General features: G+C 40.3%; 28 protein-coding genes. 15 read left to right on the forward strand and 13 right to left on the reverse strand.

Features of this window, described 5'->3' with window-relative positions; translation table 11 throughout:
• Positions 1-247: 247 nt before the first annotated feature.
• The 4 genes from MUN53_RS08540 to thrA are packed head-to-tail and all read right to left on the reverse strand — an operon-like array spanning position 248 to position 7700.
• Positions 248-2659: a glycoside hydrolase family 95 protein gene (locus MUN53_RS08540; RefSeq protein ID WP_243324758.1), complete on the reverse strand. Its 2412-nt coding sequence runs from the start codon at positions 2657-2659 to the stop codon at positions 248-250.
• A 36-nt stretch (positions 2660-2695) separates the two neighbouring features.
• On the reverse strand, positions 2696-4015 hold the full coding sequence (thrC, locus tag MUN53_RS08545) for a threonine synthase (protein ID WP_243324759.1): 1320 nt from the start codon (positions 4013-4015) through the stop codon (positions 2696-2698).
• 2 nt (positions 4016-4017) lie between these two features.
• On the reverse strand, positions 4018-5232 hold the full coding sequence (locus MUN53_RS08550) for a cofactor-independent phosphoglycerate mutase (RefSeq protein ID WP_243324760.1): 1215 nt from the start codon (positions 5230-5232) through the stop codon (positions 4018-4020).
• Between the two features lie 26 nt (positions 5233-5258).
• The gene (gene thrA, locus MUN53_RS08555) at positions 5259-7700 is read right to left on the reverse strand and encodes a bifunctional aspartate kinase/homoserine dehydrogenase I (protein WP_243324768.1); all 2442 of its coding nucleotides are present in this window, start codon (positions 7698-7700) and stop codon (positions 5259-5261) included.
• A 778-nt stretch (positions 7701-8478) separates the two neighbouring features.
• Here thrA and pruA point away from each other — a divergent pair.
• The 4 genes from pruA (at position 8479) to gdhA (ending at position 13192) form a co-directional block, all read left to right on the forward strand.
• Positions 8479-10110, forward strand: coding sequence for an L-glutamate gamma-semialdehyde dehydrogenase (pruA, locus tag MUN53_RS08560; RefSeq protein WP_022455548.1), 1632 nt, complete (start codon positions 8479-8481; stop codon positions 10108-10110).
• Between the two features lie 42 nt (positions 10111-10152).
• A complete protein-coding gene (locus MUN53_RS08565) occupies positions 10153-11328 on the forward strand; it encodes a proline dehydrogenase family protein (protein ID WP_243324769.1) in 1176 nt (391 codons plus the stop codon).
• Positions 11329-11534: 206 nt separating this feature from the next.
• Positions 11535-11711, forward strand: coding sequence for a DUF4250 domain-containing protein (locus MUN53_RS08570; protein ID WP_243324771.1), 177 nt, complete (start codon positions 11535-11537; stop codon positions 11709-11711).
• Between the two features lie 146 nt (positions 11712-11857).
• The gene (gene gdhA, locus MUN53_RS08575; RefSeq protein WP_022455551.1) at positions 11858-13192 is read left to right on the forward strand and encodes an NADP-specific glutamate dehydrogenase; all 1335 of its coding nucleotides are present in this window, start codon (positions 11858-11860) and stop codon (positions 13190-13192) included.
• Between the two features lie 73 nt (positions 13193-13265).
• On the opposite strand, the gene ruvC is transcribed toward gdhA, so the two are convergent.
• The 9 genes from ruvC to MUN53_RS08620 form a co-directional block, all read right to left on the reverse strand.
• Positions 13266-13829, reverse strand: a complete 564-nt coding sequence (gene ruvC / locus MUN53_RS08580; protein ID WP_243324773.1) for a crossover junction endodeoxyribonuclease RuvC — start codon at positions 13827-13829, stop codon at positions 13266-13268.
• Positions 13829-14140 carry a DUF4286 family protein gene (locus tag MUN53_RS08585; protein ID WP_022455553.1) on the reverse strand — a complete coding sequence of 104 codons (312 nt, stop codon included), beginning with the start codon at positions 14138-14140 and terminating at the stop codon, positions 13829-13831. The genes ruvC and MUN53_RS08585 overlap by 1 nt, the downstream gene beginning before the upstream one ends.
• A 95-nt stretch (positions 14141-14235) precedes the next feature.
• The gene (locus tag MUN53_RS08590; RefSeq protein ID WP_243324775.1) at positions 14236-15486 is read right to left on the reverse strand and encodes a site-specific integrase; all 1251 of its coding nucleotides are present in this window, start codon (positions 15484-15486) and stop codon (positions 14236-14238) included.
• An 86-nt stretch (positions 15487-15572) separates the two neighbouring features.
• Positions 15573-15836: a hypothetical protein gene (locus MUN53_RS08595; RefSeq protein WP_243324776.1), complete on the reverse strand. Its 264-nt coding sequence runs from the start codon at positions 15834-15836 to the stop codon at positions 15573-15575.
• Positions 15837-15852: 16 nt separating this feature from the next.
• Complete coding sequence (locus MUN53_RS08600) at positions 15853-16284, reverse strand: type II toxin-antitoxin system VapC family toxin (RefSeq protein ID WP_243324777.1); 432 nt, start codon at positions 16282-16284, stop codon at positions 15853-15855.
• Complete coding sequence (locus tag MUN53_RS08605; protein ID WP_243324778.1) at positions 16281-16427, reverse strand: hypothetical protein; 147 nt, start codon at positions 16425-16427, stop codon at positions 16281-16283. Before MUN53_RS08605 ends, MUN53_RS08600 begins: the two co-directional genes overlap by 4 nt.
• Before the next feature lie 38 nt (positions 16428-16465).
• Positions 16466-17254 carry a S24 family peptidase gene (locus MUN53_RS08610; RefSeq protein ID WP_243324779.1) on the reverse strand — a complete coding sequence of 263 codons (789 nt, stop codon included), beginning with the start codon at positions 17252-17254 and terminating at the stop codon, positions 16466-16468.
• A 557-nt stretch (positions 17255-17811) separates the two neighbouring features.
• On the reverse strand, positions 17812-18177 hold the full coding sequence (locus tag MUN53_RS08615; RefSeq protein ID WP_243324780.1) for a hypothetical protein: 366 nt from the start codon (positions 18175-18177) through the stop codon (positions 17812-17814).
• A gap of 7 nt (positions 18178-18184) precedes the next feature.
• The gene (locus tag MUN53_RS08620) at positions 18185-18460 is read right to left on the reverse strand and encodes a hypothetical protein (protein WP_243324781.1); all 276 of its coding nucleotides are present in this window, start codon (positions 18458-18460) and stop codon (positions 18185-18187) included.
• A 142-nt stretch (positions 18461-18602) separates the two neighbouring features.
• Here MUN53_RS08620 and MUN53_RS08625 point away from each other — a divergent pair, with 142 nt between their 5' ends.
• The 11 genes from MUN53_RS08625 (at position 18603) to MUN53_RS08670 (ending at position 24980) form a co-directional block, all read left to right on the forward strand.
• Positions 18603-18851 carry a MerR family transcriptional regulator gene (locus MUN53_RS08625; protein ID WP_243324782.1) on the forward strand — a complete coding sequence of 83 codons (249 nt, stop codon included), beginning with the start codon at positions 18603-18605 and terminating at the stop codon, positions 18849-18851.
• A gap of 7 nt (positions 18852-18858) precedes the next feature.
• Positions 18859-19413 (forward strand): helix-turn-helix domain-containing protein, encoded by a 555-nt coding sequence (locus MUN53_RS08630; RefSeq protein ID WP_243324783.1) that lies wholly within the window; start codon positions 18859-18861, stop codon positions 19411-19413.
• A gap of 13 nt (positions 19414-19426) precedes the next feature.
• The gene (locus MUN53_RS08635) at positions 19427-19858 is read left to right on the forward strand and encodes a hypothetical protein (protein WP_243324785.1); all 432 of its coding nucleotides are present in this window, start codon (positions 19427-19429) and stop codon (positions 19856-19858) included.
• The gene (locus MUN53_RS08640) at positions 19855-20592 is read left to right on the forward strand and encodes a hypothetical protein (RefSeq protein ID WP_243324787.1); all 738 of its coding nucleotides are present in this window, start codon (positions 19855-19857) and stop codon (positions 20590-20592) included. The genes MUN53_RS08635 and MUN53_RS08640 overlap by 4 nt, the downstream gene beginning before the upstream one ends.
• Positions 20593-20596: 4 nt before the next feature.
• A complete protein-coding gene (locus MUN53_RS08645; RefSeq protein ID WP_262918209.1) occupies positions 20597-20884 on the forward strand; it encodes a DUF3853 family protein in 288 nt (95 codons plus the stop codon).
• A gap of 181 nt (positions 20885-21065) precedes the next feature.
• A complete protein-coding gene (locus MUN53_RS18295; protein ID WP_262918210.1) occupies positions 21066-21197 on the forward strand; it encodes a hypothetical protein in 132 nt (43 codons plus the stop codon).
• Between the two features lie 154 nt (positions 21198-21351).
• Positions 21352-21513, forward strand: coding sequence for a hypothetical protein (locus MUN53_RS08650; RefSeq protein WP_243324792.1), 162 nt, complete (start codon positions 21352-21354; stop codon positions 21511-21513).
• Positions 21510-22382: a DUF4373 domain-containing protein gene (locus MUN53_RS08655; protein ID WP_243324794.1), complete on the forward strand. Its 873-nt coding sequence runs from the start codon at positions 21510-21512 to the stop codon at positions 22380-22382. Before MUN53_RS08650 ends, MUN53_RS08655 begins: the two co-directional genes overlap by 4 nt.
• A complete protein-coding gene (dnaB, locus tag MUN53_RS08660) occupies positions 22327-23736 on the forward strand; it encodes a replicative DNA helicase (protein ID WP_243324796.1) in 1410 nt (469 codons plus the stop codon). Before MUN53_RS08655 ends, dnaB begins: the two co-directional genes overlap by 56 nt.
• A 4-nt stretch (positions 23737-23740) precedes the next feature.
• Positions 23741-24085, forward strand: coding sequence for an HNH endonuclease signature motif containing protein (locus MUN53_RS08665; RefSeq protein WP_243324798.1), 345 nt, complete (start codon positions 23741-23743; stop codon positions 24083-24085).
• Complete coding sequence (locus MUN53_RS08670; protein ID WP_243324799.1) at positions 24060-24980, forward strand: tyrosine-type recombinase/integrase; 921 nt, start codon at positions 24060-24062, stop codon at positions 24978-24980. Before MUN53_RS08665 ends, MUN53_RS08670 begins: the two co-directional genes overlap by 26 nt.
• The last annotated feature ends 120 nt before the right edge of the window (positions 24981-25100 follow it).

Consider the following 25100-nt stretch of genomic DNA (forward strand, 5'->3'; position numbering starts at 1 on the left):
CAGATCGTTTCTCACTTCGACCCCATTTAAAAGACATTCAATGAAACGAAAAAAGCCAACCAATTCGCAATACTTTTATAGTATGAATTAGTTGGCTTTTTATACTATCTAATGAATATCTAACTATAACAAATAGTTTTTTAATTCTTGTAAAACATCTGAATATTACTCATTCAGAACCTTTTCTTCTTGATAATCATTCAATAAATAATGAAATGGATCCGTTTTCAAATTTTTCTGCAAAGTCTTACTCTTTCCACGTCCACATTTCACCTTTCTTCAGATCGAGTTCATAATACTTTCCTTGATACAAAACCCGGCAAGGATTTCCTAACAACGACTTCACTTGAGCCGAAACCAAACGTCCTTCTCTCCACTCTACAGCGACTTCAAAACCACCTCGAGCTTTCAAACCAGAATAAGAGCCCGTTTTCCAAGATTCGGGCAATGCTGGCAGTAAATGCACAATATAACTTTCCTGATCACGCACATGACTTTGGAGTAACATTTCAGCAATACCTGCAGTCGTTCCAAAATTTGCATCGATTTGGAATGGAGGACATATCGTAAAGAGATTTGGATGAATCGTATGACTCACAACCTGATTCAGACTCTCCAATGCCTTTTCAGCTTGCTGGAAACGAGCATACTGACTAATAGCCCAAGCAGAACTCCATCCCACGTAACTTTTTCCGCCAAATCCACTGCGGTTCTTCATACGACAATCCATAGACTTTTGCGCAGCAGCCAATAACTCCGGCGTTTGCTTCCAGTTAATTTGTGCTCCCGGATGAACAGCAAACAAATGAGATATATGGCGATGCCCTAGTTCTACTTCTTGAAAATCCTCCGCCCATTCCATCAATCGTCCATCCTTACCAATCTGCGATTCCAACAAATTTCCTTGTGCTTTCCGAACAGCCTGTACAAAATCATCCTGCATCCCAAGTATTTCCGAAGCCTTACCAAAATCATCAAACAACTGCCAAATCACCTGTTGGTCATGAGTAGGCCCCATACTAATCTGACTATGACTTCCATCTGGAGCAATAAATGTATTCTCCGGGGAAACGGCTGGTCCCGAAACTAACTTACCCGACTTTGGATCCTCTGTCAACCAATCCATATAAAACTCTACAGCTCCTTTCAATACCGGATACATCTCCTGCAAAAACGTTTCATCTCCCGTAAAACGGTAATGTTCCATGATGTGCTGACAAATCCATGCTGCAGCTCCCGTATGCATTCCCCAAGAAGCACTCTCGCCCGGTGAAGTATATCCCCATACATTCGTGATCGGATGAACAACCCAACCTTTCTTATGATACTGTACTTTCGCCGTTTCACTACCCGGTTGCACCAATGATTCAATCAATTTAAACAAGGGCTGATGACATTCTGATAAATTCGTCACTTCTGCAGGCCAATAATTCATTTCCACATTTACATCCGTATGGTAATCTCCATTCCAAGGTGTCTGTAATTCATTTGCCCAAATTCCTTGCAAGTTGGCAGGCATCGTACCGGGACGCGAAGAAGAAATCAATAAATAACGACCATACTGGAAAAGTAATTCATATAGATGAGGAGAAATTTTACCTTCTGAAGCTTCCTGTACGCAAACATCGGTCGGGATGCTATCAACAGTTCCTTCTAAATCAAATGAAGTTCTTTTAAAATATGAGGAATACTCAGATACATGCCTGTCATATAGTTCTTCATAAGATTTCTGACAAGCTTCCAACAAACGATTTTTCGAAAGAGTTCTTTCATCACGCCCTTTATAAGTTGGATATTTTAACTGATAATCTGTAGAGGCAGCCAACATTAGCAAAACTTGATCCGCATCAGAAACCTGAAGCGTTGAATCTGTATACAACACTTTTCCATCCGATGTAATAGCTTTTAATCTAGCCATATACTGCAAGCCATTTCCTCCTTTCCCATCATTTAACGATCCACACATAACTAATTGATCTTCTTTCGTATACGTCTGGTAACGTTCTGGTCGATTTATTCGACATGTAAAAGAGAGTCCGTTCGGATTATCAGTTGTTAGTTTCATAACCAAGACTTGATCCGGTTGACTCACAAATATTTCTCTCTGGTAAGTCGCACCATCTTGTTTATAAGTAACCCTTGCTATCGCATTCACCAAATCTAGTTCACGACGATAATCAGAAAATTTTCCTTTATTTCCAAAATCAATCCACAAATCACCCAGTGTCTGATAACATCCAAAAGGAACAGTCGAACCATTTCCATGCCCAGAACCACCCCCTCTACATATCTGAGTCCAATTAGTCAATTCTGTTGCTTCTTTAAACTTTCCAGCAAATAACAGCTCTTTGATTTTGTCCAAATGTTGAGCTGCCTCCGGATTATCACATGCCTGATAACTACCAGACCACATCGTCTCTTCATTTAATTGAATCCTTTCTTGATTCACATCACCAAAAACCATGGCCCCTAAAGAACCATTCCCCAAAGGCAAAGCCTTTACCCATTCCTTGTCATCATCCCATCCATTAGGACTATCTGCCACAGTCGCATCTGCTGGAGTAGAAAACCAAAGTTTTAAATTAGATTTCTCTTTTGGCTGTGAAACACAAGCTCCCAAACAGATAATTAACATCCAAACAAAAAATACATTTCTCATGTTTTTCAATTTATATATTCATCTATTTCAAATCTTTCATATAATCTCCACTTCCATCAAATACCACTTAAAGGCGTCAAAATCCTTTGTCAGTTCGATGCTTTTTTTCTCTCCTTTCATGAAGTATTGTAGTTTTTCTGGAATAGGAATATCGCTTCCCAAGATATTATCGACAGTTCCCTTGAATTTAGCTGGATGTGCGGTTTCTAAGAATACACCACAAGCGTCTTCCGGTAAATAATCCTTCAAGGCTTGGAAACCACAGGCACCATGCGGATCCAACAAATAGCCTGTTTGCTGATAGGTATTCCGGATCGTTTCGGCTATTTCCTCGTCGGTATAATGAGCTCCTGATATATGTTTGCAGACTTCAGCATGTACATCTTCGCTCTCTTCATATAGGGCCAGGATACGAGCAAAATTACTGGGGGCTCCGACATCCATGGCATTAGCAATGGTCTGTACCGAAGGCCGTGGCGTATAAATACCGGTATTCAAATATTCCCAGAAAACATCATTCCGATTATTCGCCGCAATAAAATGCTGAATCGGTAATCCCATGCGTTGAGCAAACAGACCAGCGGTTATATTCCCAAAGTTTCCACTCGGAACACAACATACTAATTGATCAGCTTTCCCTAATTTATCCAACTGCGCGTAAGCATGGAAATAATAGAACGACTGCGGCAGGAAACGCGCCACGTTGATAGAATTGGCAGAAGTCAGCTTTAGATGAGCATTCAGTTCTTCATCCATGAAAGCCGATTTCACCAAAGCCTGACAGTCATCGAAAGTACCGTCTATCTCCAAAGCGGTTATATTCTGTCCCAAGGTAGTAAACTGACATTCCTGAATCGGACTTACCTTACCTTTCGGATATAAGACATAGACATGGATTCCTTCCACCCCTAAAAAACCGTTTGCTACGGCACTACCCGTATCTCCGGAAGTAGCTACCAGCACATTTACTTGCTTCAGCCCTTCTTTCCGGATAAAATATCCCAGCAATCGTGCCATAAACCGGGCACCAACATCTTTGAATGCCAATGTCGGACCGTGGAAAAGTTCCAGACTATAAATATTTTCCGTTACGTTTACTACCGGCGTGTCAAAAGACAACGTATCACAAACAATCTGTTGAAGTGTATTCTTCTCAATATCCTCTCCAAAGAAAGCCTGCGCAACTGTACATGCAATTTCCTGAAAAGAAAGATGCTTCATGTTTTGGATAAAGGATTGATCCAACAACGGGATACGCTCCGGCATATACAAGCCTTTATCTCCTGCCAACCCTTTCACTACGGCTTCTTCTAAAGATGCCATCGGCGCTTGCCGATTCGTACTATAGTATTTCATAATTACTTCTCTGATTTAATTAACAGTTTGATAAATTCATCTTTTTCCAGCAGACCATATTTCCCGTTTCCTACCGAGATCTCATCGAATTCAGTTACCGAATCCGGTTCATCACCGGGACGATAGATCAGGAAAGGTACCGGGACATTCGTATGTGTCCGGATAGAACACGGTGTCGGATGATCAGGCAGAACTGCAATAGCAACCGGTTCCTCCCATGTTTGCAAAGCCTGAAGCACCGGACCAACAATGCGATGGTCCAGATCTTCGATAGTTTGTATTTTCAAACGAACATCACCTTCGTGTCCGGCCTCATCACTAGCTTCCACATGCAAGTAAACCAGATCATCCGTCTTTAAGGCTTCCAAAGCAGCAGTAGCTTTTCCTTCATAATTGGTATCATACAATCCGGTAGCACCTTCTACTTGAATGACTTTCATTCCGGCATAAACACCGATTCCCCGTATCAGATCGACCGCCGATATAACAGAACTACTCTGAATGCCATATAATGACTTTAATGTCTGCATCGCTGGACGCACTCCCGGAGACCACGGCCAGATACTGTTAGCCGGATCATGTCCTTCCTGAATTCGCTTTATATTTACCGGGTGATCTTTCAAGACTTCTTGCGACCGTTCGATTAACTGATTCAGGAGAGTAGCAGTTTCTTCTGCCTCACTTACTTCAGCCCGGATTAGATTCGGACGATAAGGTTGTAAAGGAATATCATGGGGTGGCGTACAAACCAATCGCTTGTCGCCCCCCTTTATCACCAACAAATGTCGATAAGATACACCTGTATAAAATCGAACTCGTTCCGATCCCAGTTCAGCATTCAGGGTTTGTATCAAGAGATCTGCTTCTTCCGTTTTGATATGCCCTGCCGAATGATTTTTCAACAAGTCGCCTTCTAAACAAACCAAATTACAACGCATAGCCATATCACCAGGTTGTAATTCAACTCCCATACTAGCTGCTTCCAAAACACCCCTTCCTTCATAAACAGTGGGCAAATCATAGCCCAAAACAGCCATATTAGCCACTTCACTTCCCGGATGGAAACCATCTGCAACAGTTTTCAATCGGCCGGTAACTCCTAAGCGAGCCAACATATCCATTGCTGGTGTATCAGCATATTGTAACGGGGTTTTTCCTCCCAATTCTGCTATCGGCTCATCAGCCATTCCGTCTCCTAAAATAATGAGTGTTTTCATAAACAACCTATTGTATTAACTTGAGATCAACGAATATTCGCAATTGAAATAACGTCAGCAAAGACACCTGCAGCTGTCACATCTGCGCCAGCTCCGTAACCTTTAATAATCATCGGATAATCATGATAGCGTTCGGTTGAAATCATAATGATGTTATTGCTTCCTTCCAATTCATAAAACGGATGATGACTATCAAATGCCTGTAAACCTACCTGACAAACGCCATCTTCCATTTTAGCAACAAAACGTAAACGTTTATGTTCTTCTTCCAGACATCTTCTTTTTTCCTCAAATTCCAAATCCATTTGTGGAATATTCTTCCAGAAATCATCCAAAGACCCCTGAAAATAAGAATCAGGAATAAAGAGTTCTTTCTTTACATCTGCCTGTTCCACCTGATATCCTGCTTCACGAGCTAAGATAACTAATTTACGAATGACATCCTTTCCACTTAAGTCTATACGAGGATCTGGCTCAGCATACCCGGCATCCATCGCCATTCGTATTGCCTGACTTAACGGAATTTCCGGACTGATCGTATTGAATATGAAATTTAAGGTACCCGAAAGCACGGCTTCCAACTTCAAGATATGATCTCCGCTGTTACGAAGATCGTTCATTGTATTAATAATAGGTAAACCAGCTCCTACATTGGTTTCAAACAAAAACTTGATTCCCCGATGACGGGCTGTTTCCTTTAATAATTGATAATTCTCATAAGAAGAAGAAGCGGCCTCTTTATTTGCAGCCACAACAGATACGTTTCCGTTCATCAAACGGGCATAAAGTGCGGCCACATCCGGACTAGCCGTGCAGTCTACAAATACGGAATTGAAAATATTCATCTTCAAGACCTGTTCGCATAACGTTTCCGGCGTACTGTCCATTCCATTAGTTTCCAGTTCTTCCCGGTAATTATCCAAGTTAATGCCATCCCGACAGATCAACGCTTTCCGCGAATTGGCAATACCAACAATATTCAGCTTCAAGCCATTTTGTTCCATCAGCTTAGGCTGTTGCAAACGAATCTGTTCCAATAAGTTTCCACCTACGGTACCGATACCGACCACGAATAAATTCAAGACCTTATATTCGGACAGAAAAAAGGAATCATGGATGGAGTTCAAGGCTTTCCGTAAATATTTATGTTTAATAACAAACGATATATTCGTCTCGGAAGCTCCTTGCGCACAAGCAATCACACTGATACCTGCACGTCCTAACGTTCCAAACAATTTACCGGCAATACCCGGAGTCCGTTTCATATTTTCTCCTACGATAGCCACCGTTGCCAGATCTTTCTCTGCCACCGTATCATTCATATCCCCTTGAGCCCGTTCGGCAGCAAATTCTTTATCCAAAACCTCAACTGCCAGATCTGCATCCGCATTCCGGACAGCGAAAGTCGTATTATTCTCTGAACTGGCTTGAGAAACCATAAACACACTGATTCCATTCTTGGCCAAAGTTTTGAAGATACGGTAATTCACACCAATTACTCCCACCATACCCAAACCTTGTACAGTAATCAGACATGTATCATTAATAGAAGATATTCCTTTAATCAATGCCTTTCCATCATATTTCTCCTTCTCCCGAGAAATATAAGTACCCGGAGCATCCGGATTGAATGTGTTACGGATACGGATCGGTATATTCTTATGATAAACCGGATAAATGGTTGGCGGATAAATTACCTTAGCACCAAAGTTACACAACTCCATTGCCTCTGTAAAACTCAACCGGTCTATTACATATGCAGAATTGATGACCCGCGGATCTGCCGTCATAAAGCCGTCTACATCAGTCCATATTTCCAAGACAGAAGCATCCAAAGCAGTTGCCAGGATAGATGCCGTATAATCAGAACCACCTCTACCTAAATTAGTGATCTCACCATTATCCCGACTAGTTGATATAAAACCTGGAACAAGAGAAACCTTCGGCAGTGGATTAAAAGTTTCCCGAATCAACTGATTCGTCTGTTCAAAATCCACAACATGCTTATTAAACTGTTTAACCGTCTTGATGAATTTTCGGGAATCAAATAATTGAGCATCATTAATCACATGGGAAACAATCAAGGAAGACAGTCGTTCTCCATAACTAACAATCGTATCGGAAGTTTTCACAGAAAGATCATTGATCAGAAATACACCTCTCAAGATATTTCCTAATTCGTCCAATAATCCCATGGCACGCCGTTGTACACTGCGCCGTGTCTCCAAATCTGGAATAACCCCTTCTATAACATCTAAATGACGAGTAATAATGGCAGAGAATTCTTTTTCATAAGCTACATCTCCTTGAGCAGCCATCATTGAAGTTTGCAACAATTTATCGGTTATACCACCTAAAGCGGAAACAACTACAATTACAGGCTCATCAATCGCCTCTACAATTTTCTTTACACTTAAAATACTTTCAACTGTACCAACGGAAGTACCTCCAAATTTTAATACTTTCATCCTTATATCGAATTAGCGGACAATAATTTCTGATGTAAAGAAGAAGACAAAGTTTCCCCTGAAATTATTCTCCTGTATTAATACTAAATGAATAAAACTGAAAATTAAATGTGGACGAGCAAGAATTTACGTTCGGTATTCCTAATAATGCAGGAACAAATCTTGTCCACTCGAACGGAAGTGTCAAATACTAACCCCCCAAGGGGTCATTAAAGCCCATGTATGATACATGTTGTCGGTACGCAATCGGTTTCTCATTTTATTTTATTATTTTGCTCTTTCAGCGGCAATATTACTCAATATATTTCAGAAAAACAATATATTTTCAGGAAATTTGATATTTATATCCGATAAAGTCTTTTTTCATAAAAATCACTTCACATTTTCCTTCCTCGTTATTTTCAACAAAGAATCCTCATCACCCCTAAATTGTTTATCTTTCCGACTAACGATACAGATAAATAACGTCCATCCCTTCTCCGCTCCTAGCGTTACAAAACCAACGAGAATCAAAAATAAAAGTCACGAGAATTAAAATCAAAACTCTCGAGAAGTGTTTTCAAGGCTCCTATACATAATTATATAAGAACTGTTTTATAGTTTGGAAATACATTTTTATCAGACTCAAATCCCGATCCAATTATACCAGTTTTAAATAAAATAGACGAATTTGTTTTGTAGTGTTTTTTTAACGCTTCAAATCATTTACATTTGAAAGAATTTGACTATGTTTACGGAGATAATTTAAAAAGATAACCATTAAACAAATTAATACCTTATGGATAATGCAATTTTTAGATTTCCCAAGCCAGAGAACGAACCGGTAAAATCATACGCTCCCGGTTCAAGTGAGAAAAAAGCTTTAAAAAGTGCCTTGGCACAATTAGCTTCAGAAAAATGGGAAATACCTCTTATTATTGGTGGAAAAGAAGTTTACACAGGTAATACTGGCAATGTCGTTATGCCGCACGATCATCACCATGTCTTGGCAACCTATCACAAAGCTGGTGAAAAAGAAGTACAAATGGCCATTGATGCTGCAATGAAGGCACACAAAGAATGGTCAGATCTGCCTTGGGTAGAACGTGCTTCTCTGATGTTACGTGTCGCAGAGCTTTTGGCAACCAAGTACCGCTATATTTTGAATGCTTCTGTTATGTTAGGACAAAGTAAGAATCCATTCCAGGCAGAAATTGATGCTCCTTGCGAATTGATTGACTTCCTTCGTTTCAGTACATTCTACGCCAGCCAGGTTTATGCTGATCAACCCTATTCAGAAAAAGGCATTCTAAACCGGATGGAATACCGTGCATTAGAAGGTTTTGTCTTTTCTCTAACACCATTCAACTTCACATCCATTGCTTCTAACTTGAATATGGCTCCTGCCATGATGGGTAACGTTGCCGTATGGAAACCTTCTACAACAGCTTTGTATTCTAACTATTTCTTGATGAAAGTATTCAAGGAAGCCGGTTTACCAGACGGTGTTGTCAACTTCATCCCGGGTCAAGGTAGTGTTATCGGTAAAGTAATCACGGCTAGTCCGGATTTGGCTGGATTCCATTTCACCGGTTCAACGACAACGTTCAATACTTTATGGCGTCAAATCGGCGAAAACTTAGGTCATTATAAATCATATCCTAAAATAGTTGGAGAAACAGGTGGTAAGAATTATATCTTTGCCCATCCATCTGCTTCTGCACTAGATGTAGCAACTGCGATTGTAAGAGGGGCATTTGAATATCAGGGACAAAAATGCTCGGCTGGTTCTCGTGCATATATTCCAGCATCTTTATGGAAAGATGTAAAAGAATATGTAGGCGATATGCTGAAAGAAATCAAGATGGGTGATGTACGCGACTTTACAAACTTCATCAATGCCGTTATCGATGAAGCTTCATTCGATAATATCATGAGTTATATCGAATATGCAAAGCAATCACCTGATGCTGAAATTCTGTTTGGTGGTCACGGAGACAAATCTGTAGGTTATTTTGTTGAACCAACAGTTATCCAAACAACCAATCCGATGTTCAAGAGTATGGTTGAAGAAATCTTTGGTCCGGTTATCACCGTCTACGTATATGAAGACAAAGATTACGAAGAAACATTACAACTTTGCGATCGTACATCTCCTTATGGTTTAACAGGATCAATCTTCGCATACGACCGTTATGCCATCGATAAAGCATTTAATATTTTGCGTTATTCTGCCGGTAACTTCTACATTAATGACAAACCGACAGGAGCCGTTATTGCTCAACAACCGTTTGGTGGTTCTCGTGCATCAGGTACAAACGACAAAGCAGGTGGTCCATTGAACTTAATACGCTGGACAAATCCTCGTTGTATCAAAGAAACATTAGTTCCTCCAACCAGTTACGGTTATCCGTTCTTAGGAGAAGAATAAAATCAAAGTTAGAGTCGTTAACCTTGTAATTACAAGACAATCATGCTTGATTTTAATAATACAGAAATTGCCTTTTCGGCAAAAAGTGAAGGTGAGCTGAAAAATGCTTACCTTCTGTTCAATACGATCAAATATCCCGGATTGGTTAAGTTTGCTAAATGGGGAACAATGATCGCGTTGAAGATCCACTTTCCACTGGCTTGGGCTGTAAAGCCTACATTATATAAACAATTTGTCGGTGGAGAAACCTTGCAGGATTGTGAAAAAGCGATCAATCATCTGAAAGAATTCAATGTGATGTCAACACTTGATTTCTCGGCTGAAGGAGAACAAACCCCAGAAGGTATACAGGCAACGTTTGAAGAAACAATTCGTTCCATCGACTATGCCAAAGAAAACAAAAATCTAGCCTATGCCGTTTTCAAACCTTCTACCATTACAACAGATGAATTGCTTGCTAAAGCTTCGGAAAGACACAGTGAGCTAACAATAGAGGAAGTAAAAGCCTTTAGGGAATTTAAAGAGCGCTTCATGGCCTTATGCCAACGGGCATACGACAATGATGTACGTATCCTGGTTGATGCAGAAGATTACTGCTTCCAGGATGCCATAGATAAATTGACAGACGAAGCTATGCGCAAATTCAACAAGAAACGTGCAATTGTTTTTGCGACCCTACAAATGTACCGGCACGACCGTATGGCCTATCTGCAGAAAATCTATGCCGATGCACTTGAGAAAGATTATATTCCCGGCATAAAATTCGTACGCGGAGCTTACATGGAAGAAGAACGTGCCCGGGCAGCGACTATGGGTTATCCGGATCCTATTTGCAAAGACAAACAGGCAACAGATGAGAACTATGATGCAGGGGTACGTTTTGTTGTCGAACATATCGACCGTTTCGAATTATTCCTTGGTACTCACAACGAAGAAAGTAATTACAAATTAGCTAAATTGATAGAAGAAAAAGGATTAAAAAAGAATGATCCTCGGATATTTTTCGCTCAGCTACTAGGAATGAGCGACAATATTTCATTCAATTTGGCTCATGAGGGATATAACGTAACCAAATATGTTCCTTATGCGCGTGTTAATGATGTTCTTCCATATCTAATCAGACGGGCCGAAGAAAATACATCTGTAGCGGGACAAACAGGACGTGAACTTCGGATGCTGAAAGCTGAAATGGAACGCAGAAAAAAGATGTCGAAATAAAAAACATCACTTCTGATTAATTTATATACATTTGAATAAACAATTTCTAATACCGGAAACAAGTTACACCGTTGATGAAACGTAAACTTGTTCTCCGGTATTTTTACCTTAAAGAATGAACCACAACTAAACAACTCAGGAAAAAATATCGTAACTTTGCACCCCGAATAATAAGGTTATCATATTTATAATAAACGTAAAAACAAATGGAACTACCCAAAGATCCGATGATCCTATTCAGCTTCGTCAATACCAATTTAAGAGATCATTATAAATCGCTGGATGAATTATGCGATGATATGCATGTAAATAAAAAAAGTCTGGTTGAAGAGTTGGAATCTGTAGGATTCGAATACAATCCAAGTCAAAACAAATTTTGGTAAACTTCTTATAGAACAAGTTTATCCACCAAATTGTTGTATGCTTAAAAACATAACGAATTTCTTTCAAATTGTAAGCTAAAATCTTGTTTATTCCAATGTGATCGCTATCTTTGCAAACATAATGTTAGACTTAAAGCGATTACAATATGAAAACAGAAGCTATTTTATCATCACTGGAAGCCAAGCACCCGGGAGAAAAAGAGTACTTGCAAGCCGTTAAAGAAGTTCTTTTATCAATAGAAGAGGTGTACAACGAGCACCCAGAGTTTGAAAAAGCTAAAATAATAGAACGTCTTGTAGAGCCGGATCGTATATTTACATTCCGTGTACCTTGGGTGGATGATAAAGGAGAAGTTCAGATTAACTTAGGCTATCGTGTTCAGTTCAATAATGCGATCGGCCCGTACAAAGGTGGTCTGCGTTTCCATCCATCCGTTAATTTATCAATCCTGAAATTCTTAGGATTCGAACAAACTTTCAAGAACGCGCTTACAACATTACCTATGGGTGGAGGAAAAGGTGGTTCAGACTTTGCTCCCAGAGGAAAGAGTGATGCTGAAATAATGCGTTTCTGTCAATCCTTTATATTGGAATTATGGCGTAATATAGGTCCGGATACAGATGTTCCAGCCGGTGATATTGGAGTTGGAGGCCGTGAGATTGGTTATCTATATGGAATGTATAAGAAACTGGCTCGTGAGAATACGGGGACCTTTACTGGTAAGGGAATGGAATTCGGTGGTTCTATTTTGCGCCCAGAAGCAACAGGCTTTGGAGCTTTGTATTTCGTTCATCAAATGCTAGATGAACACGGAATCGACATAAAAGGTAAAACAGTTGCAATCTCTGGTTTCGGAAACGTAGCTTGGGGTGCAGCCACAAAAGCAACAGAATTAGGAGCTAAAGTGGTGACTATTTCGGGTCCTGATGGCTATGTATATGATCCGGAAGGTATATCCGGTAAGAAAATAGATTACATGTTAGAACTCCGTGCTTCAGGAAACGACGTAGTTGCTCCTTATGTTGAAGAATTCCCGAACGCAACATTCTATCCTGGACGTAAGCCTTGGGAACAAAAAGTTGACATAGCATTACCTTGTGCAACTCAAAATGAATTGGATGCTAACGACGCAAAAATGTTGATTGAAAATAATACTTTATGTGTAGCAGAAGTATCCAACATGGGATGTACAGCTGAAGCTGTTGACATGTTTATCGAACATAAGCAGCTGTTTGCTCCAGGTAAGGCAGTTAATGCAGGAGGTGTAGCTACTTCAGGCTTGGAAATGACACAAAATGCAATGCATATTTCTTGGAGTGCAGAAGAAGTTGACGCACGTTTGCATCAAATCATGAGCAATATCCATCACCAATGTGTAGAACATGGCCGTGAAGGTGAATACATCAACTATGTGAAAGGTGCCAATATTGCCGGATTTATGAAGGTAGCTCGTGCCATGATGGCTCAAGGTATTGTATAAAGACAACACAGTATAACCAACAAATTATTTGAAAGAATGACAGTCATTATCTGAATAACAGATACAATGACTGTCATTTTTTATGCACTTTATCAGGATTTTTCTTGATAAAATCTCCCCAATTGGTATATTTTTTCTCAAGGACTGGCGAACTACTCTGAAAAAAATGACATACAGCGGCAGCTAGTCCGTCTGTAGCATCCAATTGTGGTAACATATTTTCCTCTTTGATCCGCAAATAGCTCTTTAATACTCCGGCAACCTGTTCCTTTGAAGCATTTCCATTTCCCGTAATTGCCTGCTTGATCTTTAATGGAGCGTATTCAAAGATTGGTACATCTCGTTCCATCGCTGCCGCCATAGCTACTCCCTGAGCCCGTCCTAACTTCAGCATACTCTGTACGTTTTTCCCAAAGAAAGGAGCTTCAATAGCCAACTCATCCGGATGATACTGATCAATAAGCCCCAATACCCGCTCAAAGATTTTCTTCAAACGTAAATAGTGATCCTCATATTTATTCAACTGAAGCACACCCATTGTTTGAAGATATGGCTTATTGTTCAAAACCAACAACACCCCATAACCCATTACAATGGTACCTGGATCTATGCCCAATATCACACGTTCCTTCACCATTACAATTCTATTTCCTCCAAAACCGTAGTAAATCCGATAACCTTAGATCCGAATTGTTGTATTAACTGACGAGAAATGGCTTGACCTTCCCGTTCTATCCAATAGTTTAATGTATCAATATTCTTTACCCGAAACTGTACAGCAAAGCTACATCCCTCTTCCTCTTCAGAATGAGGTAAAACGCGATGTAAACAAGGAGAATGCATAAAACCACTCTGCGTAGCCAATGGAATATAAATGGATTTCAGGAAATTCAAACACTCTGGTACAATATCTTTCTCGATATGAAAAGTGATGTTATAAATAATCATTCCGAAAAGTAATATAAAACAGTGGAGTATATCGCTCTACATGTCAACATTAATAATCAATTAATTAAAACAAATCAGGGACTATATTAAGCACATCATCGCTTATTAAATAAATTCATTGCGTCCTTTCTTGCTTGGTCCGCGATATCGATATAAGGTTTCATTGCCTTGTAATCGCTGTGTCCCGTCCATTTCATAACAATGTCTGGGGGAATGCCAAGCATGAGCGCATTGCAGATAAATGTCCTTCTTCCGGCATGAGTCCCTATTAGTTCGTATTTGGGTTTTGTTTCCGTAATACGGTCCCCACCCTTATAATACGTATAGCTTACCGGTTTGTCGATGCCACAAAGATAAGCAACTTGTTTGATATAATCGTTCATCTTTTGGTTGGATTGCACCGGAAGGGCACGTCCTAACGGATATTCTATATCGCGATACTTATCCAGTATGGCACGCGAATAATCGTTCAGGTCGATCTGTATTGTATCGGCTGTTTTTATGGTCGTGATCTTAATACAATCATCATACAGATTTGACTTCTTCAGATTATAAAGGTCTGAATAGCGAAGCGAGGTGAAACACTGGAAACAGAACATATCACGTGCTGTCTCGAGATGTTTTTTCGATTCGGGAAATTCAAATCGGTACATGCGCATCAATTCTTCCCATTCCAGGAAGATGACGACTTTTTCTGGTGTTTTAAGATGCGAGCTGAAATGTTCGAAGGCATGATTATCGGTTGCTCCTATACGTACAGCATACCGCATAAACCATTTCAGCATGGAAACCATTTTTAGGATCGTTGTATTGCGCAGATCAGAAGAACGGAGATAAGAGACAAAATCGGACATTCCGTGTTCATCCAGATCACTAAAAGTCAGGTCCGGATTGAATGCCGACAAATGCTTCTTCATCGTATCTACTTTCTGAATCGTTGCGTGTGACCAGCCATGAAGTGATCCTTCTTCTTTCTTGAATTTCTCAATCACATCAAAAAAGCTCATTGCATCGGGATCCTTCCCTCCGATCAATTCTTTGAATGCTTTCCGGAACTGATCCTTCGTAGGTACTTTTCGATCACGTTCGTAACGTGTGATCAGTTCATCGGCAGCCGTCTCAAACCTCCCTATTTCACGGTTAATGACAGATGCCGGTATCTTCTTTGTCCCATGCGTTGTATTATTCTTCACGCGTTGCGTATCAGGGTTCCATTTACTTATTTCCACACGATATCCCACATTGAAGGCAACAATGTCTTTGCCCCACTTCACCCGGAAGCGGATCTTCGCGTCTGGCTTTCCTTTCTCCTTATCGAGAACAAATATGTGATACCACCTGATCATATTTACATTAGTACCTGAATAAAAAGATATAGGTATATCTCGGCGGAGATGTGCTTATATCTCGGCAGAGATATACCTATGTAATTTCACTTGCCTATGCCGTCAATACGCTCGTTGGCGTTCCTTATCTCTTTCTCAGAATTAGAAATACGCATGTCGTGTACATCGCATGGACGGCTGTTCATGGCAGACAGACTTTTGTCTAACTTCGACAAACTGTCTTCATGTGATTTCAGCATGTGGCTTATGTCCTTCTCCCATACTGAAATCTTCCATATCACATACACTGATACGATTGTAGGTGCCAACCATGGGTAATTATCCAATATCCATTGCGTTATAGTTTCCATTGTTCGTTTGATGTATTTATTTTTTATTGAATATCAAATCCAACCCTTGGATACGATAAAAATCAAAACGAGTATCACTTGATATAAGAGGAATACGCTCTGTTATAGCTTGGGCTATAATAACATGATCAGACGGGTCTTTATGGCCTTGAACCTCATTTATAGACATCCCTGCATAAGTACGCATATGTTCGGGTTTTAATGGCAATATTTTCAAATAAAACTCATGTTCAATAGCATTAACCATCTCTTGAGGAGATTTCCACCGATTGGAGCATAGCCCTTTATTTCGATAGGCTACAATCAATTCCTTAACTGATTCAATGCTAATATAAAGTACAGCATTATAATCTTCTAACAAAGCAATCACATCCCTACTCAACGAATCAACATCTGTAGCTAGATACACAAAAATATTTGTATCCAGCAAATACCTTGTTCCTTTCATAATAGAAAAGCAGGATCGTTTACAATAAGACTTCCTTTCAGCTTTCTAGCAGCTTCTATGGTCTTATTTACTTTCTTCTTTACAACCGTTTTTGTGTCGCTTTTTAAAACGGTCTTTTTCGTTTTTATTTCTTTTGTTTCCATATACCTTCCTTTTATTTGGATTCAATTGTTCCCATTGTTCATTTATTCTTCTGTTGCTTTACTACATTAAAAATCTGAGCAACTTCGCGCAGATCGATTTTATAATCCTCATAAATCGGATTGAATGAGTGTACGGTAATGATACCTTTTTCAACATCGTGGTCTATAATCTGCTTCACAACGATACCTTCCGTTTTGTGTACAATTACAAAAGCATCCCACTGGTGGATGTGTAATTTACATTTCCAATAGTCCGGATTGATTTCACGACAAAGTAAAATATCACCTTGCTCGTAGCTATGCTTCAACCCGTCATCCATACTATCACCTTTTACTTCAAAGCTGATATATCTACCTTTATATTCCTTGTCGACTATCCATGGAATCTTTGGCAGCGTTTCTACGTATTCTTCATCAGCATAACCTGACATATACCCAGCATGGGCGTATTGGTTCACAAGAGGGACAAGCATAACGCTAGAATCGATGATCTTGCTTACGCTAGACTCCTCATTTGCATCCTTGCTATCTTTGTTCCATATTCCAACTCTTTTAACCTGCAAACCATCTGACAAATCAACAGAAAAATTTTCGTTTATCATTGTGCAAGAATCGCCTAAGAGCCATTCGTTATTAAAAATATTCCCAAACGTGTGATTCAGCCTCATTAAAAATTTTTCGGTTAAGTATTTCTTGTCTCCGGAAAATGCTTTGCTAACATTAACCCTGTTAGCAGACATTAATTCTGCAAGGTCCTTTTTTGTATGAATTTTGCCCGTACTTCTAAGATATTCATACGCTTCATTTAATTTTTGAACACTGCACATATCCGTTAAACACTTATTATTATACTACACTTAAAAAATACCAATATTTTGTAGTATATTTGTCATTGTAACAAGTTGCAGGTGTTACTCAGTCAAGATTCAACATTCCCGATTTTGGGATTATATATAAGTCTCGTAGTAGCTGCAACCTATTACGGGACTTTTTTATCAATACGTATAACGAAATGGAAGAGATGAAGCACATATCCAAAATAGAGGTTCAAATCCTCGAGTCCGAACATTGTATTTCCCGAATTGTCTATAAAGATGGGAAGCTAAAGTATAAGGACCTATGGGATACACGAATCGAACATCCAGACTATTGCGATCCTATACACCGGTTAGAACTATTCTTAAAAAACGAAGAACCACAATGCATTAATGGAGGATGTCGCTACGCTATGTATCGTGTATATCCTAGAAAAAGCACTTTCGAAAGCATCCTTAATGACGACTCCACAAAAGGCAGAATAATAAAAGCAATTATATATTTTCTGCTGACTGGCGTATTACCAACAGCTTTAGTATGGCTTGCCTTCTTCTTATTCTAAAATGACTTACTTACTTTCTCCCGGCTTTCTTTTCTTAATCGTTTCGTATATACGGTCGGTATGTTTTTTAGAAAACCAACTCATGATAGACAATACAACACCTATTAGCCCTAAGAAAGCGCATGAAGCTACAAAACACCCCTGTTTGAATTGAGTATCTAGCGTACATGTTAATATTGTTGTCAATAGAGTCAAGGAAGACGATAGACAAAACGAGGCTGACGCCAATTTTATTCCGCCATCATCTCCTTTCTTCAAATCGGCAAGCTCCAAGTCCGTAACCTCATAAATAACAATGCTCCCTATTGCTGCTCTTTCTATGACAGGAGGCTTATAGCCTGTGTTTCCTGATACGATTGCCTCTTCACCCATACGTAAATCAGATATTCTCCTTCAACCAGCGATCTACGCTTGCATCTAGATTCCATGCCGCGTCCAAGCTGGTCTTCATGATAAACATACGAAGATCTTTCCCGAAATCCCTAGAGATGTGAATTCTCACATTTTCACACATCCGTGAAAATGGTTGTTTGAGAACATATACATTTCCTACCAATTTCTTCCATTCCCCAATTGAAGACAGTACTTTTTCAAAATTCTGGATAGCCGACATGCTATTCAATTCGACGGCTATTAAAAAAACCTTGTCGTTCATATTTATATATTTTAGTAATATACAGTACAAACTGTTAAATAACCACAATATACTATCATATAGTAGTACAGCTATTGTATTACTAATTTAATGTAGTATATTTGCAAAGTAATCACAATACAACAACACAAAGATATAAATTATGAGAAATCAAACAAAGGAATTTGATGAAAACAAGATGAGTATGGCACTCATGGACTATTACGAGAACCTACCCAGTGCCTCCCATCCAAAAACTGAGTTCCTGATGGAACTGGCCAGACGTTGCCAGGTGGCAGTATCGACCACCCGATTCTGGGTAAAATACGGAATACTACCGAAGAACCCGGAGCACTTGAAGATCATCCAGGAGATGACTGGTATCGGCAAAGAAGAACTTATCAAACAATAATCAAGCCATGAAAGATATTGAGTTTTACATCTACGATTCAGAGCTGTGGTGTATCCATCCGGATGGCAGGAACGAACGGGTAAGCGAACAAGACAAAGACCTTATACAAGGAATCTTGCAGCGTATTCGTGAGCAATACCCGGATGCTTACAAAGCTTTGACCGAATGCTACCAAAAGAGCGCGCCAAACGTGCCTTACTTTCAGTATCTGATCGTCTCCAGGTTTATGAAATGCAACTTTGGGGCTCTAGATAATACGAAAAAAGATATTGATCGGAACGGACAGATGCACTTTGAACGCGTATCGTGTCCTCTAAGGGGAGAATGTCCTTACGAAGGACGCATCTGCAATCCCAAACTGAATACACGTCTGTCAGATGCAGAAATGCGTGTCATGAAGATGGTGTATGAAGGCTACTCTAACGAAGAAATATCTTCGGTACTCTACCTGTCACCTTATACGGTGAAGAATCATATCCGCTCTGTATATCAGAAGCTGGATATCCATGAGAAGGCAGAATTCATCAAGTATGCCCATACAAACGGAATGTTTCAGGAATAAAAATCAATAAACTATGTTACAACAAATTGGATTAGACATCAAAGAAGAAGACAGATGGCAATTCTTAACTGATAACGCTGATGATATTGAAAAAATTGGATATACACATCGCTTTACTCCAGAAGAATTGTCGCAAAAGAGAGAAGCATTGGCTGAGATTTCAATATCTATCAATGATATTGAAACAGAAAAAAAAGAAGCGATGGACCTCTTTAAAGAACGCCTAAAACCTCTTAACGAAGAAAAGCAAGAGATTTTAGATTGCATAAAGAAAGGATCTGAATTTGTGAAAGACGAAGAATGTGCCAAATTCATTTTTCATGAAGAAAAAATGGTTGGATTCTATAATAAGTTAGGTGAATTAGTTTACAGCCGTCCTATCATGCCACAAGAAATGCAGAAGAATTTTTTTAGTCTTAACCATAAAACAGGAACAGAATCATGAGTGAGAACAAAATCAATTTGGTTGTGCCGAAAGACTATAACGGTAAACCAATCGAAGTAGTATTGAGAGAAGGTAAAGCCCCTGTAGCTCTTGACCCGAAAGAACCGGTAAGAATTGCCATCAACGGAACAATAGACGCACTATACCGATGGATAGAAAAGCGTGTTGAACTGATTGACCAGAAGAAGGCCAACATCATCGTGAACCGTGATAGAATGGCGATGAGCCTAAGTATTAATGAAACTGACTACTACCAGACCAAGATATCCGGAGTGCTTCAGGAATCGAAAGAGATGGTTGAGTTCGGCATCAATACCGATAAAAAGTGGGAACCGATCAAACTATCTCAATTTTTCAAGATGCACCGTGCTTTCTTCAAGGATAAGTCAGAAAACATGATGCTGGTCTCCACTTTGAAGAATTTCAAGGCAAAAGTTAATCAGGACATTGAACGTAGTAAGGAAGAAAACGGCAGCAAAGTAGACAACTATTCTCAGGTAGTTGATTCCAACCTTCCTAAATCATTCAAGTTGAATATTCCTCTTTTCAAAGGATTCGACTGTGAAGAAATCGAGGTTGAAATCTATGCAGATGTAGATGGCCGTGACGTTTCCCTTTCTTTAGTTTCTGCTGGTGCGAATGAGGCCATTGAGGAATACAAGAATAAGGTGATTGACGAACAGCTCAAACACATTAGACTCATTGCTCCAGACATCGTAATTATTGAAATATAATGTTATGAATACAAGCACTCCCATCTGGCAGCTTACAGTCGGCGAGTTTATGGAGCTCATGCGCAGATGCCATGCTGACGTACAGCCGCCCAAAGAGACTGTATCACCCCATAAGCATGAGAGGCTGATACATGGCATTGACGGACTTGCCGAATTTCTTGGTATATCCAAGACTAAGGCAATGAGTTTGCGTAAATCTGGAGCAATAGACCAAGCCACTACACAGCTAGGCAGGAGGCTTGTATTTGATCCGGAAAAACTGATGAAGCTGTTGGAAGGTAAACGCGTCTGACAGCTGATAACGATAGAGATCTTTGACATTTTGGGGACAATACTGAATAGCAATCGAACAGGAGCCTGGTGGCGACGATCGTTCAGGGGCTATTCGGGACTACTTATGATGTGATACTATTTACTTATTGTATAATTTAACTTTTAACTTAGATATGAATATTGTCAGATTTTTAATCAGTATGATTATAGGTATCATCTTGATGGTGGCTATAGTGGCCTGTGCCGAATATTTCAGAGAGCATCATAACCTGCTTTACCTGGCAGGCATGGCCGGTTGTATATTCGCCCTTCCCAAGGTGATTGAGATATGATCTTTGCCGGACACAGTCCGGCACACGGGAGGAAAGGAAACCATTGTTTTAGTTTATGTTTAGATCATTATCGCTTCTTACCATTTTTGTAATATACATGTTTTACAGGGGTTCGATTCCCCTGCCTCCCACAATCATTTAAAATTTGATTCGCATGAAAAAGGAACTTGTTAGATGCAAAGATTGCGCCAATGGACGAACGCCTAAAGACATCGTCGTCAGGTGCATGGTGCTAGGTGTCGGCAAAGTAGCCAACGCCTATAGATATTGTGAAAAATTTTATCCGAAAGAAATTTCTAAAAGCAAAAAAGCATGAGTGCTTCGACGTCGTTTACACATGATGCCGACATGATCAGCGACAAGCGTATGCTGTGTATGGTGAATCAGCTCGGCATGGAAGGATATGGCATCTTCTGGGCTCTCCTGGAAATGCTATGCAAGGAAGACGAACATAAGCTTCCGATTGATACAATCCCTGCGCTTGCAGCGAGGTGGGAGACTTCTAAGGCCAAGGTAGAAACGGTCATCTCAAAATATGGCTTATTCGACATTGAGAACGGTGCTTTCTTTTATTCGCAGGAGCTTATCGATGACATTAAGGCTATCGATGATCGACTTCAAAAAAGAAAAAATTCGGCCATGAAAGCCATCAAAACAAGATGGGAAAAGCAGAAAATGTTGGCTGAAAAATCTACCGAAAACAACGATAAAAATGGAGAAAATAATACGTACGTAATACGAACGAATTACGAACGTAATACGAACGTATCAAATTCGTATAACAATAAAGAAATCAATAGTTTAGAAAATCAAAAAGATACTTTTTTACCGCAAAAAGTATCTTTCCCCCCTATAACCCCCCTATATAATATAAATAATAATAAAAATAATAACTGGGGTAAGATAGATAGGGGTGTGGGGGAAGGAAGAAAAAATAATACAAAACCTTTCGTCAAGCCTACTTTGGACGAGATAAAATCTCATATCGAAGAAAAGGGATTAGACATCGACGCTGAGATGTTTTACACCTACTACGAGAGCGTGGGCTGGATGATCGGTAAAAAACACATGAAGAACTGGCGTATGGCCATCATGACGTGGGTACGCCGCCAAAGAGGAGATTGGGATTATGGCAAGAGAAATACAGAACCGGCAGCGTCGCCATACGACGGATGCTTACACTAAACAGATCGAACAACAACATTCGGCCGAACGATATGTGATAGGTTGCCTGCTACTGGAATCGTCTGCTATCTGCCGAGTAGTAGAGATTTTACGAGACGATTGTTTCGCAGATCAGCGATTGAAACTGGTATATCAAGCAGTGAAGGATATTTGGAGAGATGGACAACAACCGGATATCATCTCAGTAACCAACCGCTTGTTACAAGCGGGCGATCTGGAAAACGCCGGTGGTGCTTACCAGATAAGTCAATACGCATCGAACGTAGGATCGACTACAAACCTGGAAGAACATGCGATGTTTATCAGGCAATGCTACACCTCGAGAAAACTTATGGAAGCTGGAGTAACGATCAGATCGCTCAGCATGGATACATCAGCCGATGTAGGAGACCAGGTTGCCAAAGCAATCCGTATCGTGGAAGACGTGATGAATGACATGGATTATTCCAACCCGATACGTACCATGGCAGAATCGACAGACAGGGCTTTGGCCGAGTATGAGAAACGAGAACGTATCAACCAAGAAGGAAAACCTTGGGGACTGCGGTCAGGGATCAGGATACTGGACAGATACCTACACGGATTCAAACCTGGGCAGTTGATCGTAGTCGGGGCGAGACCTGGAATGGGTAAGACTTCACTCCTACTCCATTTCGCCAAGTCGATAGCACAAGCCAACGAACGTGTGGCCATATTCTCGTTGGAGATGAATGATGTCTCACTGGCCAACCGTCTGTTACTGTCATGTACGGATATTGACCGGAATGCCTTCAAAGATGGCTGCCTTACTCCACAAGACAGAAACAAACTGATAGATGCTTCCGGATATCTGAGATCACTGCCTATCCACATTGATGAGACCCCTTCACTATCCATCCAGCAAATCAAAGTTAGATCGATGAATCTGAAACGAAAATCAGGTTTATCGGCTATCATGATCGATTACCTGCAGCTGATGAACATGAAAAGTGAAAACAGGAATTACAACCGAGAGCAAGAGATCGCCAATACAACCAAGCAGCTCAAACAACTTGCCAAGGAATTGGACGTTCCGGTAATCCTGTTAAGCCAGATGAACCGAAACATAGAGCAGAAACTGCAAGGAGGGAAGAAAACGACTTCGATCCCTATGCTGTCTGATCTTCGTGAATCAGGAGCCATTGAACAGGATGCCGATGTCGTACTACTCATTCACCGTCCGGAATATTACCAGGACACAGATGCCATCAAGGGTATTGGACTGATCAATATTGCCAAGCAAAGAGACGGATGTACCGGAAAAGTAGAATTCGCCTACTCGGAAGATATGACAAAGATTGGAGATTCACCTAAAAATGGCGGTGATCCGCTGTGATGAAATGGCAACAAAAGCAAATAAAAGAATCAGAAAATACGGTTGGTCGGGATATAACAAGAGATCGGAGAAGATGGAAGATCGCCCGAGAAGTAACGATTTATATCATACCAACCGATGGACCAGGGAAAGTAAAGCTTTCAGACATGAGCATCCACTATGCCAGGAATGCCTGAAAAATGAGATTTACACACCGTCTGAAGTAGTTGATCACATCATTCCGATTGCAGTGTGCGATGACTTCTGGGACCAATCGAACTGGCAAGCTCTATGCAGGAAATGCAATATCAAGAAAGGGAATAGGGATAAAAAATTGATCAATCATGAAAAAGCTATGGAGCGAAGTTGAACAGGAATTCTTCGACAACCTGGATGTCAAGGTTCGAAGCAAAATGACCTATCGCCGTCAGCTGAACGTGTTCAAGGTGTGGATTGTCACTACAGGAAGAAATATCAATTCGCTTAAAAGGTCAGATATTCTGGCCTATAAAAGCCATTTGATTTCGCAGGGAAAGGAAGCTGCCACTATTGACACCTACCTTACGATTCTTCGCCTGTTCTATCAGTTCATCGAAGAATATGGCTATGGAGAGAATATTGCAGCCGATATCAAGTACAAGCGCAAAGCGAAAGGTTACCGGAAAGAACACCTCACTCAGGAAGAAGTCAACAAGCTTCTTAATTCAATCGACCGAAACAAGATCATTGGACTACGTGACTACACAATGGTGTTCCTGATGTTGACCACGGGCCTGAGATGTACAGAGGTGAATAACCTTTCGGTTTGCGACCTTCAGAAAGAAGATGGATACAACTATCTTCTGGTAAAGCGAAAAGGTTACGATCAAAAGAGCACCAAGTTTGGCATCACACAGCATTTAGCTGACATGATAACAGACTACCTCACTCAGCGTGGCGTAGAAGAAGACAACGAACCGATGTTCCCTTCTAGGTTTCACGAGCGGATGAAGGACATGAGCGTTAGCAGGCATATATGCCAACTGATGCGTAACGCGGGTATCGAGTCCAAGAAGAAGACGGCACATAGCCTCAGGCACACGGCTGCTGTACGGGCTATCGAGGCAAACGTTCCCATCCGTCAAGTACAGATCATGCTTGGCCATACAGACGTGAAGACAACCGAGCTTTATATAGGCTCTATAGACGCAGAAATGAGATTGCGTAACCCAGTAGTCCAAGTCTTGGAAGAAATTGCATTAAACGGGAAAGAAACGGGCAAATAGAGCATGATTCAGGTAATAAAACATTACCAAATAGAATAAGTAAGAAAATTATATGCTGTTAATAAATATTAAATTAGATATGATTGCAAATTATGGACAAATAACGAACGGTCGCTCCAC

Origin of the sequence: Parabacteroides faecalis (assembly GCF_022809355.1) — a bacterium.
In the GTDB taxonomy this organism is placed as follows: domain Bacteria; phylum Bacteroidota; class Bacteroidia; order Bacteroidales; family Tannerellaceae; genus Parabacteroides; species Parabacteroides faecalis.

Coding starts and splice junctions, on each gene's coding strand:
- MUN53_RS08600 (WP_243324777.1), bottom strand. CDS start 16,284: ATGAAAGGAACAAGGTATTTGCTGGATACAAATATTTTTGTGTATCTA.
- thrA (WP_243324768.1), bottom strand. CDS start 7,700: ATGAAAGTATTAAAATTTGGAGGTACTTCCGTTGGTACAGTTGAAAGT.
- ruvC (WP_243324773.1), bottom strand. CDS start 13,829: ATGGTGAAGGAACGTGTGATATTGGGCATAGATCCAGGTACCATTGTA.
- MUN53_RS08650 (WP_243324792.1), top strand. CDS start 21,352: ATGAAAAAGGAACTTGTTAGATGCAAAGATTGCGCCAATGGACGAACG.
- MUN53_RS08635 (WP_243324785.1), top strand. CDS start 19,427: ATGTTACAACAAATTGGATTAGACATCAAAGAAGAAGACAGATGGCAA.
- dnaB (WP_243324796.1), top strand. CDS start 22,327: ATGGCAAGAGAAATACAGAACCGGCAGCGTCGCCATACGACGGATGCT.
- MUN53_RS08550 (WP_243324760.1), bottom strand. CDS start 5,232: ATGAAAACACTCATTATTTTAGGAGACGGAATGGCTGATGAGCCGATA.
- MUN53_RS08625 (WP_243324782.1), top strand. CDS start 18,603: ATGAGAAATCAAACAAAGGAATTTGATGAAAACAAGATGAGTATGGCA.
- MUN53_RS08670 (WP_243324799.1), top strand. CDS start 24,060: ATGAAAAAGCTATGGAGCGAAGTTGAACAGGAATTCTTCGACAACCTG.
- MUN53_RS08595 (WP_243324776.1), bottom strand. CDS start 15,836: ATGGAAACTATAACGCAATGGATATTGGATAATTACCCATGGTTGGCA.
- MUN53_RS08645 (WP_262918209.1), top strand. CDS start 20,597: ATGAATACAAGCACTCCCATCTGGCAGCTTACAGTCGGCGAGTTTATG.
- MUN53_RS08655 (WP_243324794.1), top strand. CDS start 21,510: ATGAGTGCTTCGACGTCGTTTACACATGATGCCGACATGATCAGCGAC.
- pruA (WP_022455548.1), top strand. CDS start 8,479: ATGGATAATGCAATTTTTAGATTTCCCAAGCCAGAGAACGAACCGGTA.
- MUN53_RS08610 (WP_243324779.1), bottom strand. CDS start 17,254: ATGTGCAGTGTTCAAAAATTAAATGAAGCGTATGAATATCTTAGAAGT.
- MUN53_RS08565 (WP_243324769.1), top strand. CDS start 10,153: ATGCTTGATTTTAATAATACAGAAATTGCCTTTTCGGCAAAAAGTGAA.
- MUN53_RS08590 (WP_243324775.1), bottom strand. CDS start 15,486: ATGATCAGGTGGTATCACATATTTGTTCTCGATAAGGAGAAAGGAAAG.
- MUN53_RS08605 (WP_243324778.1), bottom strand. CDS start 16,427: ATGGAAACAAAAGAAATAAAAACGAAAAAGACCGTTTTAAAAAGCGAC.
- MUN53_RS08540 (WP_243324758.1), bottom strand. CDS start 2,659: ATGAGAAATGTATTTTTTGTTTGGATGTTAATTATCTGTTTGGGAGCT.
- MUN53_RS18295 (WP_262918210.1), top strand. CDS start 21,066: ATGATTATAGGTATCATCTTGATGGTGGCTATAGTGGCCTGTGCCGAA.
- MUN53_RS08615 (WP_243324780.1), bottom strand. CDS start 18,177: ATGGGTGAAGAGGCAATCGTATCAGGAAACACAGGCTATAAGCCTCCT.
- MUN53_RS08630 (WP_243324783.1), top strand. CDS start 18,859: ATGAAAGATATTGAGTTTTACATCTACGATTCAGAGCTGTGGTGTATC.
- MUN53_RS08585 (WP_022455553.1), bottom strand. CDS start 14,140: ATGATTATTTATAACATCACTTTTCATATCGAGAAAGATATTGTACCA.
- MUN53_RS08620 (WP_243324781.1), bottom strand. CDS start 18,460: ATGAACGACAAGGTTTTTTTAATAGCCGTCGAATTGAATAGCATGTCG.
- MUN53_RS08570 (WP_243324771.1), top strand. CDS start 11,535: ATGGAACTACCCAAAGATCCGATGATCCTATTCAGCTTCGTCAATACC.
- thrC (WP_243324759.1), bottom strand. CDS start 4,015: ATGAAATACTATAGTACGAATCGGCAAGCGCCGATGGCATCTTTAGAA.
- gdhA (WP_022455551.1), top strand. CDS start 11,858: ATGAAAACAGAAGCTATTTTATCATCACTGGAAGCCAAGCACCCGGGA.
- MUN53_RS08640 (WP_243324787.1), top strand. CDS start 19,855: ATGAGTGAGAACAAAATCAATTTGGTTGTGCCGAAAGACTATAACGGT.
- MUN53_RS08665 (WP_243324798.1), top strand. CDS start 23,741: ATGGCAACAAAAGCAAATAAAAGAATCAGAAAATACGGTTGGTCGGGA.